Origin of the sequence: Pantoea sp. DY-15 (assembly GCF_019795935.1) — a bacterium.
Classification (GTDB): domain Bacteria; phylum Pseudomonadota; class Gammaproteobacteria; order Enterobacterales; family Enterobacteriaceae; genus Pantoea; species Pantoea leporis.
The window spans coordinates 998680-1013526 of the sequence record NZ_JAIMIF010000001.1; the positions used below are offsets into that span (position 1 = coordinate 998680).

11 protein-coding genes are annotated in these 14847 nt (G+C 58.2%); 5 read left to right on the forward strand and 6 right to left on the reverse strand.

What is annotated here, in order from left to right; all coding sequences use genetic code 11:
- Positions 1 to 39 precede the first annotated feature (39 nt).
- The gene (locus K5Y32_RS04840; RefSeq protein WP_222181933.1) at positions 40 to 603 is read right to left on the reverse strand and encodes a fasciclin domain-containing protein; all 564 of its coding nucleotides are present in this window, start codon (positions 601 to 603) and stop codon (positions 40 to 42) included.
- A gap of 93 nt (positions 604 to 696) precedes the next feature.
- Positions 697 to 1626 carry a DNA replication terminus site-binding protein gene (gene tus / locus K5Y32_RS04845; RefSeq protein WP_222181934.1) on the reverse strand — a complete coding sequence of 310 codons (930 nt, stop codon included), beginning with the start codon at positions 1624 to 1626 and terminating at the stop codon, positions 697 to 699.
- Between the two features lie 158 nt (positions 1627 to 1784).
- Between tus and K5Y32_RS04850 the strand changes: the two genes are divergently transcribed.
- The gene (locus K5Y32_RS04850) at positions 1785 to 2984 is read left to right on the forward strand and encodes an MFS transporter (protein ID WP_222181935.1); all 1200 of its coding nucleotides are present in this window, start codon (positions 1785 to 1787) and stop codon (positions 2982 to 2984) included.
- A 158-nt stretch (positions 2985 to 3142) separates the two neighbouring features.
- Positions 3143 to 3628 (forward strand): Rrf2 family transcriptional regulator, encoded by a 486-nt coding sequence (locus K5Y32_RS04855; RefSeq protein WP_008110154.1) that lies wholly within the window; start codon positions 3143 to 3145, stop codon positions 3626 to 3628.
- Positions 3629 to 3739: 111 nt separating this feature from the next.
- Here the strand turns inward: K5Y32_RS04855 and oqxB are convergent, their stop codons facing one another.
- Together oqxB and K5Y32_RS04865 are read right to left on the reverse strand one after the other, a co-directional pair.
- Positions 3740 to 6892: a multidrug efflux RND transporter permease subunit OqxB gene (oqxB, locus tag K5Y32_RS04860; RefSeq protein ID WP_222181936.1), complete on the reverse strand. Its 3153-nt coding sequence runs from the start codon at positions 6890 to 6892 to the stop codon at positions 3740 to 3742.
- Positions 6893 to 6910: 18 nt separating this feature from the next.
- Positions 6911 to 8065, reverse strand: coding sequence for an efflux RND transporter periplasmic adaptor subunit (locus K5Y32_RS04865; RefSeq protein WP_222181937.1), 1155 nt, complete (start codon positions 8063 to 8065; stop codon positions 6911 to 6913).
- A 293-nt stretch (positions 8066 to 8358) separates the two neighbouring features.
- On the opposite strand from K5Y32_RS04865, the gene K5Y32_RS04870 reads away from it, so the two are divergent.
- From K5Y32_RS04870 to K5Y32_RS04880, 3 genes are all read left to right on the forward strand, one after another.
- Positions 8359 to 8706, forward strand: a complete 348-nt coding sequence (locus tag K5Y32_RS04870) for a helix-turn-helix domain-containing protein (RefSeq protein ID WP_008110158.1) — start codon at positions 8359 to 8361, stop codon at positions 8704 to 8706.
- An 86-nt stretch (positions 8707 to 8792) separates the two neighbouring features.
- A complete protein-coding gene (locus tag K5Y32_RS04875; RefSeq protein ID WP_110866071.1) occupies positions 8793 to 9227 on the forward strand; it encodes a ribonuclease domain-containing protein in 435 nt (144 codons plus the stop codon).
- Positions 9228 to 9229: 2 nt separating this feature from the next.
- Entirely contained in the window at positions 9230 to 9502 is a 273-nt protein-coding gene (locus tag K5Y32_RS04880; RefSeq protein WP_222181938.1) for a barstar family protein, read from the forward strand.
- A 1-nt stretch (position 9503) separates the two neighbouring features.
- Here K5Y32_RS04880 and K5Y32_RS04885 read toward each other — a convergent pair whose 3' ends face one another.
- Together K5Y32_RS04885 and K5Y32_RS04890 are read right to left on the reverse strand one after the other, a co-directional pair.
- Entirely contained in the window at positions 9504 to 11876 is a 2373-nt protein-coding gene (locus K5Y32_RS04885; protein WP_222181939.1) for a virulence factor SrfC family protein, read from the reverse strand.
- Positions 11873 to 14845 carry a virulence factor SrfB gene (locus K5Y32_RS04890; RefSeq protein WP_222181940.1) on the reverse strand — a complete coding sequence of 991 codons (2973 nt, stop codon included), beginning with the start codon at positions 14843 to 14845 and terminating at the stop codon, positions 11873 to 11875. The genes K5Y32_RS04885 and K5Y32_RS04890 overlap by 4 nt, the downstream gene beginning before the upstream one ends.
- Positions 14846 to 14847: the final 2 nt, after the last annotated feature.

Here is a 14847-nt window from a genome sequence, read left to right on the forward strand (position 1 = left end):
TTCCCGGTTGGCTAAAATGCCCAACCCGAGTATAGGCAATTACTTAGGCATTAAGACGGTATCAATCACATCGATCACACCATTTTTCTGATTGACGTCATAAGTGCTGATATTCGCCACATTGCCTTGACCATCTTTCAGCTGAATATTGTGCGGGCCATTATTCATAATCCACAACGGTTGGCCGTTGACGGTTTTCAGCTCGGCATGACCGCCACCTTGCTTGATTTTCATCTCCAGCGCTTTCATGTCGTATTTGCCCGCCACCACATGATAAGTCAGGATGCTGGTCAACTTCGCTTTGTTCTCCGGTTTCACCAGGCTTTCAACGGTGCCCGCTGGCAACTTGGCGAAGGCCGCATTGGTTGGCGCGAAGACGGTAAACGGACCTTTACCTTCGAGGGTTTCCACCAAGCCCGCCGCTTTGACGGCAGCAACCAGCGTGGTGTGATCTTTGGAGTTCAGCGCGTTTTCAACGATGTTTTTTTGCGGATACATCGCCGCTCCGCCTACCATCACGGAGCCATTATCCATCGCGGCGAATGCGCCTGTGGTGAACAGTAAAGTGCTGGATACGACTGCAATGCCCATTAGCTTTTTCATCATAAATCCTCGTAGTAGGGAGCGAAGAAGTTGCTCACACTCTGATATACGAGGGCAGCGAGTGAATTGGATGCAGCGATTTAAAAATAAATTTTACACCAGCCGATCGCTCCACAAATGCAGGCGCGGAATGATCAGATGCAGCGGCTCGGCCAGCGGTTTATGACGCCAGGCAACGTTATCGGCATCGTAGTTCAGCAGTTCTCCAAGAATCGGCACCTGGGTGCGATCGCGGCACAGCACCAGCAGCGGAGAAGGGCAGGCAAGCTGCACCTGTTTCTTCTCGCTGGCGCGCCACACGCGGGCAATCGGCTGCACTTTTACCGGACGCTTGATTTTCAGTTTCGCACCCGCCGGTAATGCAAGGATCGCTTCCAGCTCCAGTTGCACTTTTTCCGCCCACTGTTCCCGCGTCCACGGAGCCTGCGCGCGGTTGGCTTTGAGGCTGCGCTCCAGCTGCTCTACCACTGCATCACGCGTGACGTTTTTGATGATGTTTTTATTCGCCCAGCCAAAGCGCAAACTGTCCGGCGCGTTGAGCAGCGTTACGCTGCGGTAGGCGTTAAGCGTAATTAACCCGCGCAGATGCTGGTGGACGAACTCAAAGCGCGCCTCGCTCGGCAAGCCCGACTCCACGGTGATCAGCTGTTCCAGCCGCTGCTTCAAAGTATTAATCTCGGCAACCTGCTGCGTAATCTGCGCATGCACATCGCCATCGGCTTCAATGCAAATCGCGCCCGGCAAGCGCACGGCGGCTTTGGTGCTGAGCTTTTCCGATTGATGCTGCATAAACAGGCGGCAGTAATGCGTCAGCGCCATGTCGCGTGCCGTTTTGCCAAGATGCTGTGTCACCGCGATGCGTTCAATTTCATCATGTTCGCGGCCTTTCTCAATTTCCGGCAGGCTGAACACGCGCGCAATCAGTAGTGGTTGCTGCTCAATGTGTTGACGTAACGCGCCCAAACCCGCCTCCAGCGCGTTAACGCAGTCGTGCAGATCGGCAACCAAATCATAACGAGCCATAAAATGCCCTCCCATAGTTACAACATACTTTTAGTGTACTGGCTTGGGCGCCGGTCTGCCAGCGTAGCGCTGGGATTTTGTTAAGCAGGGAAAGACGAGATTTTTCCAGCGGGTTGAACGTGTTATAACAATGCTTTGCCTGCTAACGGAATAATGTTGTGAAGCCTCAGCCAAAGCCACCTGCCGCCGCCATAGTTACGCTTGGCGTAGTACAAATCCTGTCGTGGGGCGGATCCTTCTATTTGATGGCGGTGATGGCCAATCCGATCGTGGCGGAAACCGGCTGGTCGCAACAATGGGTGTATGGCGCGCTATCGCTTGGCATGCTGATTTCCGGTTTGCTGGCGCCGCTGAGTGGGCGACTGATTTCCCGCTCCTATGGCCGTGCATTGCTGGCGGCGAGCGGAGTGGTGATGGCGCTCGGTCTGGTGATCATGGGATTGAGCCATAATCTGCCGCTGTTTCTGTTTGCCTGGCTGATTATCGGCGTGGGTATGGCGATGGGCCTGTACGATGCGCTGTTTGCCACGCTCGGCACGCTCTATGGCGGCCAGGCGCGCGGCGCGATTACCGGCATCACGCTGATCTCCGGTTTCTGTACCACCATCGTGTGGCCGGGCACCGCGCTGCTGATTCACTGGCTGGATTGGCGCAGCGCCTGTTTTGCCATCGCCGGACTGTTATGTGTTTCCGTGTTGCCCGCCTATCTCTATGCGCTGCCCGCGCCAGAAGGCAAAATCGCCGCCGCCAAAGCAAAACCAACCGCGCAGGGCAACGAACTGGCACCCACGCTGTTTTGGCTGCTGTGCAGCATTTTCACCCTCGCATCGGTGATCATGACGGCGATTTCGGTGCAGCTGATCACCTTGCTGCAGGCCAGCGGCCACACGCTGGCGTCGGCGCTGGCTATCAGCGCGATTCTCGGTCCGTGTCAGGTGGGATCGCGCATCGTGGATATCGCCTTTAAGCGCGGCCACCCGATCTGGACCACCTTTTTCTCGGTGGGATTGGTGGCGCTTGGCTTGCTACTGCTGGCGTGTTATCCGCAGTTTGCGGTGCTCAGCATGGTGCTGTACGGTGCCGGAAATGGTTTGCGTGCTATTGTGCGGGGAACTTTACCGCTGGTGATGGTCAAACCAGAGGCCTACGCGATTGTGGTGGGGCGCATGGCGCGTCCCGCCTTAATCGGTCAGGCCTTGACGCCATTGGTTGGCGGCTATGTATTTCAGCACCTCGGTGCCAGCGCCACGCTGTGGTTGTTATCCGTTCTGGCGTTGATAAACGTGCTGTTGGTGATGCTTTTGCAGCAGAAATTGCCGCAGGCCAGCCCACAGTCGGAAAGGGGAGTGATAAACTAAGCAGCCTGTGCGCTTCTGCCCGATTTAATGGGGAATACGTGCCTGGATCACGGACGTTGACTTCTAAAAAGCAACAGTGTTTGTTATATTTATTGCTCATTGATTACTCACTGTCGCGGCATAAAAACAACAAGATAACCGCAACTCAGGATATTGAAATGCTTGATTACCGCTTCCCGACAGCTTTGCAGATGGTTTTGAGCGTAGCGATGGCGGAGCAACTGGGCAAACGCTCGACCAGTGCCATATTGGCGTATGGTCTTGAAGCGAACCCCAGTTTCATTCGGAAACTTATGGTACCGCTCACGCGTGACGGCATCATCGTCTCAACGCTTGGCCGCACCGGTTCCATTCATCTGGGTCGCCCGGCCGCCGAAATCACACTGCGCGACATTTATACTTCTGTGATTGAAGATAAAAAACTCTGGGCGTCACGTCCCGACGTGGCACCGCGTTGTCTGGTCAGTGCCAACCTGTGTTGGTATTTCAAATCGATTGCTGAAGAGGCTGAAGAAGCGTCGCTGAAAGTGCTGGAAACCCGCACCGTAGCGGACGCGCTGGCCGAACTGAAGCATAACGACACCAGCAACTGCGAAGAGTTGCCCGATCTCGAACTCGCCGACCTGTGTAAAAAAGGCCGCTAAAACCACTCTCATCCGTAAGGGCGTCATTCATGACGCCCTTTTTTATTGCCTCAATCTGCACGCAAAAAAATCCGGGCACTTGGCCCGGATTGTTCATTTCACCTAAAACCCTTACACCGTTTGCACTTCAGCCTGTGGTTGCTTGCGCGTCACCAGCTTACGCAGCGTCACATAGAACACCGGCGTCAGGAACAGGCCAAACAGCGTCACGCCCAACATGCCGGAGAACACGGTAATCCCGGTTACGCCGCGCACTTCTGCGCCCGCACCTTCGCCAAGAATCAGCGGGATGGTACCGGCGATAAAGGCAATCGAGGTCATAACGATCGGACGCAGACGCAGACGACAGGCTTCCAGCGCTGCATCGACAATGCTCTTGCCTTGCATCTCCAGCTCGCGCGCAAACTCGACGATAAGAATCGCGTTCTTACACGCCAGTCCCATCAGCACTACCAGCCCAACCTGCACAAACACGTTGTTATCGCCACCGGTCAGCCACACGCCGACCAGGGCCGAGAGCATGGTTACCGGCACAATCAGGATCACCGCCAGCGGTAGCGTCCAGCTTTCATACAGCGCCGCCAGCACCAGGAATGCGAGTAGGACCGCGACCGGGAAGACGATCAGCGCGGTATTGCCCTGCGTTGATTGCTGATAGCTCAGGTCGGTCCATTCAATGTTCATGCCGTTCGGCAGCACCTGCGTCGACATCTCCTCCAGCTTCTGCATCGCCTGCGCCGAAGAGAGCACGCGCGGATCGGCATCACCAATCAGGTCCGCCGCCGGATAGCCGTTATAGCGAATCACCGGATCCGGGCCGTACGTGGTGGTGATATTCACCATGCTGCCAATCGGCACCATTTCGCCGCGATCGTTGCGGGTACGCAGGTTACCGATATCCTGCACGCTATCGCGGAAATCGCCGTCCGCCTGCGCCATCACGCGCCAGGTGCGACCAAACTTATTGAAATCGTTGACGTACGACGATCCCAGATAGGTTTGCAGCGTGCTGAACAGTTCGGTCAGCGACACGCCTTGCGCTTTGGCTTTATCCCGATCCACCTGCACATCCAGCTGCGGCACGTTGGCCTGGTAGGATGAAATCGGGAACATCATGCCCGGCGTCTGCAACACCGCACCGGTCATGGTGTTGATGGCGGTTTGCAGCGCACCGTAACCGAGCCCCGCGCGATCCTGCACATACAGCGAATAACCCGAACCTTGTCCCAGACCTAAAATCGGCGGGGGCATAATCGAGAAGCCAAAACCTTGCTGGATTTTCGAGATCTTAGCGTTGATCTCAGCATTAATTTCCGCGGCGGTGCGCGTACGTTCACTGAACGGCTTCAAACCGAAGAACACCGTGCCGGTATTCGGCGTGTTGGTGAACTGCAACGCGTTCAAACCGGGGAAGGCGACCGAATAAGCCACGCCTTCGGTGTTCATGCCGATCTCGCTCATCTTGCGAATCACTTCATCGGTACGCGCCAGCGACGAACCTTCCGGCATCTTCACGCCGCCAATCAGGTAGAGCTTGTCCTGCGTCGGAATAAAGCCGCCCGGCACGGTATGGAACATAAAGCCCGCACCGGCCAGCAGCAGCACGTAGACGCCGAACACCGCGCCACGACGACGCAAGGTTTTACCCACCAGCGATTCATAGCCATCCGAACTGCGCTGGAAGAAGCGGTTGAACGGACGGAACAGCCAGCCGAGCAGGCGATCGATAATGCGCGTCGGCATATCCTTTGCGGCATCATGTGGCTTCAGCAGCAGCGCCGCCAGCGCCGGTGACAGCGTCAGCGAGTTGATGGCGGAGATCACCGTTGAAATGGCAATCGTCACCGCAAACTGCTTATAGAATTGACCGGTCACGCCGGACAGGAACGCCATCGGCACGAACACCGCACACAGCACCAGCGCGATGGCGATAATCGGCCCGGACACTTCCCGCATCGCCTGATGCGCCGCCGCCGTCGGCGACAAACCTTGCTCGATATTACGTTCGACGTTCTCCACCACGACAATGGCGTCATCCACCACGATACCGATCGCCAACACCAGCCCAAACAAACTTAAGGTATTGAGCGAGAAGCCGAGCAGATAAAGGATGCTGAAGGTACCGACCACCGAAACCGGCACCGCCAGTAGCGGGATAATCGAGGCGCGCCAGGTTTGCAGGAACAGAATCACCACCAGCACCACCAGCACAATCGCTTCGAACAGCGTTTGCACCACGGCACGGATCGAGTCACGCACGAATACCGTTGGGTCGTACGGCGCGGCCCACTGCACATCGTCCGGGAAACGGGTGGCCAGTTCGGCCATTTTGTCGCGCACCGCATTTGACAGATCGATGGCGTTGGCGCCCGGCGCCTGGAAGATACCGATGCCGACCGCATCTTTGTTGTTGAGCTGTGAACGCAGCGCGTAGCTGCCAGAACCCATCTCGATGCGCGCCACGTCACGCAGGCGCACCAGCGTGCCGTCGCCGGCGGTTTTCAGGATGATATTGCCGAACTGCTCTTCGCTCTCAAGACGACCCTGGGTGTTGATCGACAGCAGAAAATCGCTCTGTTTCTTCAGCGGCTCCGCGCCAAGCTGGCCGGCAGACACCTGCACGTTCTGCTCCTGCATCGCGCTGACCACATCGGAGGCGGTCAAACCACGTGCCGCCACCTTATTGGGATCGAGCCAGACGCGCATCGCGTATTCACCGGCACCGAAGATCTGAATCTGACCGACGCCTGGCAGGCGCGCCAGTTCATCCTTCACCTTCAGGGTGGCGTAGTTACGCAGATAGAGGGAATCGTACTTGCCGTGCGGCGAGAACATGTGCACCACCAGCGTCAGCGTCGGCGACATCTTCTGCGTGGTGAGGCCAAGTTGTCGCACCTCTTCCGGCAGACGCGCTTCTGCCTGCGCCACGCGGTTCTGCACCTGAACCTGCGCCTGATCCGGATCGGTGCCCGGACGGAAGGTCACGGTGGTGACCAGCACGCCATCGGAACCCGCCACGGATTTCATGTACATCATGTTTTCCACCCCGTTGATGGCTTCTTCCAGCGGCGTCGCCACGGAATCTGCAATCACTTTGGGGTTGGCGCCGGGATATTCCGCGCGCACCTGCACGCTCGGTGGCACCACGTTGGGATATTCACTGATCGGCAGCAGCGGAATGGCGATCAATCCGGTGGTAAAGATCAAAATCGACAGCACCGCGGCGAAAATCGGTCGGTCGATAAAAAAGCGGGAGAAATCCATAAAAGGCAGTCTCGAAGGTTATTGAGCGGAGCGCATCGCCACCGGTTGGGCGGTCACCGGCATGCCAGGCATAAAGACTTTCTGCAAGCCGTTAACGATCACCTTGTCGCCAGGCTTCAGGCCTTGCTGCACAATGCGCAGACCATCGGCTAAATCACCGGCCTGAATATCGCGGCGCTGGGCTTTACCTTGCGCATCGACCACGTAAACGTACTTACGATCCTGATCGGTGAGCACGGCTTTATCGTCGATTAACAGCGCGGTGAAGTCGGCGCGGCCCGGCAGGCGCACGCGCGCAAACAGGCCCGGCGTGAACTGACGCTGCTGATTATCCAGCGAAGCGCGCATGCGGATGGTGCCGGTGCTGGCGGTCAGCTGGTTATCAAGAAAATCCACGGTGCCGCGATGCGGAAAACCCTCTTCGCCGGTCAACGCCACTTCCACCGGCAGCGATCCGCGATTTTCGCCTTTACGCGCCATCGCCTGATAATGCAGATAGGTGGCTTCGTCGACGTCGAAGTAGACGTACATGCGATCCTGCGACACCAACGTGGTCAGCACGCTGGCGCTGTCACCGGCGGTAACTAAGTTGCCGGTGGTGATCATCGCGCGGCTGGCGCGACCTTCAATCGGCGCGATAACGCGGGTGAAATCGAGATTCAGCTGCGCCATATCCACCGCCGCCTGCGCCGACAGCACGCTGGCCTGCGCCTGATTAGCCGCCGAACGACGCTGTTCCCACTCTTCGCGTGACACGACATTGGTGCCGATCAATTTATCGGTACGCGCCGATTCACTGCGGGCCAGCGTGGCCTGGCTGCGCGCGTTGGCGAGTTCGGCCTGCGCCTGCTCGAGCGTGGCGCGATAGGTGCGATCGTCAATGGTGAACAACACCTGACCTTTTTTCACCTCATCGCCTTCGCGATAATTAACCTGATCGATATAGCCCGAAACGCGCGGCCGCAGCTGCACGCTCTGCACCGCTTCGAAACGGCCATTGAAGCTATCCCATTGGCTGACTTTCTGCTCTACCACCTGCGCGACACTTACTTCGGGCGGCGGCGGTGGGGCGTTTTGCGCCACCCCGCGATCGCAACCGGCCAGCAGGCTTCCCAGCAACATCACTCCTGACAGGCTTACCGCCCATTGAACCCTATATGTTTGCAGATGCATTGTTGTTATTCCGCATTGGTGAAAAAGAAAGGAGACGTACGAAAAATCTGCAACTTTTATGATTGCATTAAAACGCCACGAGTGTAGGCTTGCTCAAACTGCATCTGCAAGAATATCTGATACACTTTATGTGCGGTTTTGATCATTACGTTGCAGAAGGATCAAAGCCCCTACGCGCAGTGCGGCATTTAATGCAATAATAAAACTTGCATTAACTGGCATAGTCGTTCAACCTTAAAGTGTAATTGCAACTGATACTGATACTGTTCGCAACGGCGACCGGAGAAAACGAGATGATGACCACCGCATTTATTCACGATTTGATCGACTGGATTGACAACAATATTGAAACGCGTCTGGATCTGGATACCGTAGCGGGGCGCGCCGGTTATTCGAAATGGCACCTGCAGCGTATGTTCAAAGAGCACACGGGTTTGCCTCTGGGCGAATACATTCGTGAGAAGAAGCTGAAGAAGTCAGCGGATCGCTTGACCACCAGCAATGAACCGATTCTTAACGTGGCGATTTCACTCGGTTTCGACTCGCAGCAGTCGTTTAACCGCAGCTTTAAACGCCAGTATGGCGTAGCGCCGGGAGCATGGCGTCGTCACGCCGCGCCATCCGCCAGCGCGATGCAGTAAACCCCGCCAGGGCCAGCTTTGCTGGCCCGCGTTTTTCCCTGCCCTAAATCTGTTATTATCGTCGTCCTGTTTTTCAGGATGCCACCATGTCAAAAAAACTCTGGATTGCCTTAATTCTGATCCTGGCCGCGTTGTGGCTCGGGCTAAAACCGCGTTTGTCCGATAAATGGGCCACCAGCCACCCCGATATTTCACAGCTCACCGATGCCAACACCGTGGCGCGTTGGCTGCAGCAGCATCACACATTACCCGATCTCTATCTCACCAAAAATGAAGCGCGTCGTCAGGGCTGGAATCCCAGCAAGGGCAACTTGTGTGAAGTGTTGCCGGGCCGCGCGATTGGTGGCGATCGCTTTAGCAACCGCGAAAGAAGGCTGCCGATGCAGGCGGGTCGACAATGGTATGAAGCTGACGTGAATTACGATTGCGGCCACCGCGACGCCGATCGTCTGCTTTACTCTTCTGATGGCTTGATTTTCCTCACCACCGATCACTATCGCAGCTTCAAACAGGTGCCTTAACCATGTTGACGCTCCATTTTGACTTTGAAAGCTTGTCAGATCGCCAGGCGTTTTACCGCGCGCTGGTGCAGCAGAGTGCCTGCCCAGTGGATTTCGGTAACAATCTTGATGCGTTATGGGATTGGCTGACCGGCGGCATGGCGCTGCCGGCCACCTTCTATTTAGCGCATGCCGATGACGTCAGCGAGAGTGCCGAATTTGCGCCGGTGCTGGCGTTACTGGAGGAGGCGCAGCAGCAGTTGCAAGGCGAGCTGCGCCTGGTGCGTGGGGAATAAACTACGCGTGCAGTGGTAACAGCAAAATCGCCAGCATCTGTCGCGCATTCGCTGGCAGATCGCCGCCGCCGGTGTAGCCATTGTTCTCAACGATCACCGAATTCAAACCCACCAACCAGTCATAGATGTAGTAAGCGGTATGATTAGCGGGCGCGGCCGAAAGACGCGTCAAACGCTGTCCCGGCGAGAAGCTGACGCTCGGCGCAGGCGGACGGGCAAAAATCGTCTGACCGCGATTGACGCGACTTTCAGGACGCTCGCTCTCCGGACGCTGTAAAAAGCCCAGCCACGCCACGAAATCCCCCAGCACCGTCATGGCGCGTGAAACCTGACGATCGGTACGCGCTTCATGGGCGCTGGCCTGCGCATCCGGCTCGTTAAGCGCGCTTTGCAGTTTGCTCAGCACCTTGAGACGGAAGCTAGCGGTTATTAACTCTTCCACCAGCATCTCCAGCGTCGGCTTATCGACGTTGAGCAGCGCCAGCAGGCTGCGGCTCTCCGGCAACTGACGCAAGTGCTCCAGCCACAGCGCAAACACCTGCTGCGGGAACTGCTGATCGCGCTGACCGCCCGAACTGCGCGGCTCAGCGGCAGCTACCGGCTCATCTTTAAACAGATCGAACTCGAAGCCGATGCCGAAATAGCTCTGCTCAGCGGCCGCCGTTTTGGCGCTGTGTTGAATGTGATGGCTGCTGCTCTGGCTCAGCCACAGCTGGCGCACCGCTTCACGCGACGGCTGCAAACGCTCCAGCAGTTCGCCGTGCAAACCGGTGCGATGTTGCAAACATTTCAGCAGCGTATCGGAGATCGCCTGCTTGCGAGCTGCCTGTTCTTGCGTGGCGCTGGATTCGGTCCACGGCTGCAAACGTTCCACCAGCTTGTGCTGCAGCGCGCTGAGCTGCAGCGCAAGACGATCGCGGCGCGCTTCCGGCTGCATCTCATCCTGCAACCAGCTGCCCATGCGATCAACGCCTGCGCGATCGAGCGCCAGCATTGAACCCCAACTCTGTCCCGGCTGACCAATCTGGCGTTGTACCGCTTCGTCAACGTTAATCTGCTGCTGCTGATAGCGCGCGTCATGTGGCGTGATCGCCCAAATCAGACGCGGCTTCTCACCGCTGGCGGCGATGGTTTGATGTATGTGCCACTCGCGCAGCGCGCTGGCGGCGACATCGGTATCCTGACGCTGGCTGGCGGCGGTACAGATCAGCATCAAATCAATGCCCTGACGCGCGGCGTAAAGCCCCGGCAGCAGCGCGCGTTTCTGTTCCAGCAGCGTGGCGCGCAGCGGATCGCGTTTGCGCAGCTGCGCCAGTTCATCCTGTTGCGCGCGATCGGCTGGCGTGCCCGGCGCGGGCAGCTCCAGCATATCTGCATCATCGTACAGCGCCTGACGCGGCGTGGAGCTGAGTGGCAAGGTGATCTCCAGCGTCAGCAGCGACAGCAATCCCAGCGGCACATGCTGCGCTTTCCCCACGCGATTGGCGACGATAGGACACACTTCGATCATCTCCTGCCAGTCGGCATCGTTACCAATCAGTTTTTCTGCTGGCAGCGCGGCATCGTCCACCAGCACGCTGAGCGGCGCTAACACGCGCGGCGCGTGGCGCAGCTGGTGGCGCAAGTGCATCAGGCTACGCAGGCTTTCGTTCATCGCGTTTTGGCCCGGCCACAGCAGGGCAAACAGCTGCACGCGATCGTCGACGTTGAGCCACGGCGCCAGCGCCACCGCCTGCGGCCAGAAGTGACGATCGAGAATCTCGGCATGACGATGGTGACGACGGCTCCACGCCCACAGCGTGATCAGCGCATCGCTGTCGAGGCCAGGCTGCGGTTCATCCTGACGATGGCGCTGCAAACGCTGCAAAGCAGCATCGATCTGCGCCGTGTCCGGCTGAAGTTCGCTGTTGGCGCAGGCCAGCATCAAACGAATCAGTTCCACTTCGCTCAGCAGCGTCATCTCCAGCGGCCAGGCGTTGGATTGAGTTTCACGCTGGTGGCTGAAGCGGGTGGCGATGGCGAAATCGAGATTGCCGGGATTGATGTTCTGGAAATAATTCAGAGTTTTATCGCCAAGACGCGCGATCAACTGGCCTTGCGCATCGCCGACCATCTCACTCAGCAGCCAGGCTTTGCCCGCCTGCGACTGGCCAAACAGCGCCAGCGTCACCGGACGCGCCAGCTGGCGCGCCAATGCATGGCTCTCCACGCGCGCGCGGCGCAGCTGCAGCGTCAGAGTTTCAGCTTCCATCGCCAGACGCGGTGCGTGCGCCTGATGGGTTTCCACCCAGTTCAGCGCGCCATCCAGCGTTTCCTGCATCAGGCTCAGACGTTTCGCGGGCGTAACCGGCGAGGCTTTTTTGGCAGTTCTCATCGTTTGCAGACGCTCCCGCTGTCGATCCAATATTGCGCATTCGCGTTGCCGGTGGCGGAGAGAGTATTCAGTTTCAGACTCAGCTGCTCCAGCGGCACGCGCGTGCCGTCATCCATGCGCGCATCGCTCAGCACCAAACGCTCCGGGCCGAGATTATCCGGGCCGGGCTGCACCGCCAGCTTAATGCGCAGTACGCTTTCGCCGGCAACCTGACGCGCCAGCGTCGGGTCAACAATGCTCAGGCTATACAGCGGCGAGGCCGGCCAGCGATCGTTCTCCAGCTGGCGGAAACCGAGGCAAACGTTGCCGCGAATGCGGAAGCTGCTTTTGCGATCGAGCGCGAAACTGCTGCTGTCGAGATCGATCTCGCTGTAACACAGATTATCGTCGCTGAGCGCCGAGGTCTCATCCAGCACGCCGAGATAGCGAATGGTGGAGTAAGGTTCGAAATCACCGGCGCGGAACCAGAAGCTGCTGAGGCGCAGATCGAGCGCCAGCAGGCACAGCATCGCGCCGACTGCGGCGGTGGATTTCGGGTTATCAATGCGGCCTTGCTTGTTGAACGGATACCAGTCGCTGGTGTGATAGCCTTCCAGCGACAAAATACGGCTGCCCGGCAGCGGTTGCAGATGGCGCACCAGCGCCTGAATGCCGGGGAAGCGTGATGGACGACCGGTGAGCAGCAGCACATCACACTGATACAGCGACACCACTTCACACATCGCGCGCAGCGCCGGAATTATCGCCATACGGTGTTGCAGGAACTCGCCGTGCAACTGCGCCATGCTGACCACCAGCGGCACTTCGAGCAGATCGAATCGGCTGTCGCCGCCGAGCGTGCGCTGAATTTCGCCATTCACAAACGCCAGCACGCTGCTGGCCGGTTTTTGCGGCACCAGCTCGCCGAACAGCGCGTTGATCTCGCTATGGCTGTCGAGCGGATCCCAATTTTCATACTGCTCCAGCACCGCCTGCGCCAGCGGAATAAACAGCTGTAGCGTCACTTGCTGACGCAGCGTGGCTTGTCCGTCCATACGGCTGTCGTGACCGAACAGCTTGTTCATCAACGGTTCGGCCAGCTGCAAACCGGCTTTCTGCAAGCTCTGCTGCAACGCTGGCAGAATCCACAGCTGAATCACGTCCAGCAGAATATCGTCACCGGCGACTTTGAAGCCTTCGCGGAACAGTAAGCGCGGGGTGATTTTGACATTGTTGCCCTGGCCGTCATCGAGGCGATATTGGGTAATGGCTAAATCGGTGGTGCCGCCGCCGATATCAATCGAAGCGATGCGCAGGCTTTTACCCGGCAGCTCGTCAACTTCACGCGGACGATCCGGGCGCGCCATGCTGCTGAAGAAATCTTCTGCGCGGCCGGCAAAGTTGACCTGGGTTTCGTTGAATAGCCACACCATTTGACCACAGGTGGCTTCGTCCCACTCCATCTGCACATCCGGTACCGGACGCAGGCTGTTTGCCTGGCTGGCGGCGGTAAACGCTTCTTCGGCCGGATGCCAGCCCTCGGCTTTCCATACCAGCGCGATGGCTTCCTGCATGCGGCGACGGAAAATCTCACGCTCAGGCTTTGGCATCGCTGACGGCAGCGTCAGAATCACATGACGCAGCTGGCGCGGGGCCTGGCTTTGCGGCATGCGCTGGCGCTGCGCCACGCTGTTCATCTGCATCATCGCCTGCGCCAGCAGTTCGCACAGCATAAAGGTCATCAGCGAACTGCGGCTGTAGCTGGCGGAGAACACCGGTAGACGATCGTCTTCCGCCAGCGCGTGCAGCGGCTGGCCTTCGTCGTTGATCAGTAAGGCGAACGGCAGCGCGGTGGCCTGCGGCTCATCGCTGCTGCCGTTGGCGTTGAAGCGCCAGCCTGGCTGATAGCGCGCTTCATCCCACAAATAGCGGCGCGGGCTGGACAACCCGGTGCTGCCTTCGGTGCCGGCACGCAGCAGCGCCAGACGGCTGGCTTCACGGCCTACGCGCGTCAGTGACGGCCACATAAAGGCGTTTTCGCGGCCGCTCTCCAGCGAGAAGTTGGCCTTGCCGAAACGGGTTTCAGCAAACTCCAGACGGCTGTCGAACAGCTCGTTGTAAACCTGATGTGGCTCGGAGAGATCGCGCAGCTGCAGCTCATAGGTTTGACGCAGGCCGCTGCTCTCTTCGGCGTGATCTTCCACCAGAATGCCGCAGGTGTGCGAGTTGCCGACGTCGAGAATGATATCGACGTTGACCGCCGGCGTTTGCAGCGACGTTGCCTGAATGTAGATTTCCGCCAGATCGAGTTGTTCGCCCAGCAGTTCCAGTAAGTTGAGATAGTGCGCCTGATATTCGAATTCACGCAGCGCCTGATTCAGCTCCTGCTCACGGCGTGATTCCAGCGCATGCACCTGCTGGCTAAAGGTTTCACGCAGCCAGCCATCAACCCACGTATGGTCGAGGAATTCACCCAGCTCGTAGTTGTGCCAGGCGAGGGCGAAGCTGACGCCGTTCTGCGCATCGGCTTTGCTTAAACCGTGCTGCTCGCCACCATCCTGCTCAGACACAATGCGCGTATCAAAGGCGAGGGTGATGCGATGGGTGTTGCCTGCCGCGTCGGGTTGCGCCAGCGGCGCCAGATGCAGACGTGCCCAGTTGTCCGGGCCGCCGATAAAACGACGTCCGCTGGTGCAGCGCAGCACCGGCAGCGGCAGCCATTGATGAGCCAGCAGCTTCAGGGAATCGGCTAGCGCGATATCCGTTTCCGGACGCACCACTTCCGCCGCGCCGCCATCTTCCGGATAGAGCAGGAACTTGCCGCTGTTACCGTCGACGTTAAGGCGCAGCAGCGGGCCGTTGGCGGTTTGCCGCACGAACTGACGACGTGCCTGCAACGCAGGTAAACGCAAACCGAAATCAAGAAACTGCACACCGCTATCTTCAATCAGCGTGATTTTCTGTTTGTCATCGATGAGGGGAGCCAACATGT

Coding starts and splice junctions, on each gene's coding strand:
- K5Y32_RS04840 (WP_222181933.1), bottom strand. CDS start 603: ATGAAAAAGCTAATGGGCATTGCAGTCGTATCCAGCACTTTACTGTTC.
- tus (WP_222181934.1), bottom strand. CDS start 1,626: ATGGCTCGTTATGATTTGGTTGCCGATCTGCACGACTGCGTTAACGCG.
- K5Y32_RS04855 (WP_008110154.1), top strand. CDS start 3,143: ATGCTTGATTACCGCTTCCCGACAGCTTTGCAGATGGTTTTGAGCGTA.
- oqxB (WP_222181936.1), bottom strand. CDS start 6,892: ATGGATTTCTCCCGCTTTTTTATCGACCGACCGATTTTCGCCGCGGTG.
- K5Y32_RS04865 (WP_222181937.1), bottom strand. CDS start 8,065: ATGCATCTGCAAACATATAGGGTTCAATGGGCGGTAAGCCTGTCAGGA.
- K5Y32_RS04870 (WP_008110158.1), top strand. CDS start 8,359: ATGATGACCACCGCATTTATTCACGATTTGATCGACTGGATTGACAAC.
- K5Y32_RS04875 (WP_110866071.1), top strand. CDS start 8,793: ATGTCAAAAAAACTCTGGATTGCCTTAATTCTGATCCTGGCCGCGTTG.
- K5Y32_RS04880 (WP_222181938.1), top strand. CDS start 9,230: ATGTTGACGCTCCATTTTGACTTTGAAAGCTTGTCAGATCGCCAGGCG.
- K5Y32_RS04885 (WP_222181939.1), bottom strand. CDS start 11,876: ATGAGAACTGCCAAAAAAGCCTCGCCGGTTACGCCCGCGAAACGTCTG.
- K5Y32_RS04890 (WP_222181940.1), bottom strand. CDS start 14,845: ATGTTGGCTCCCCTCATCGATGACAAACAGAAAATCACGCTGATTGAA.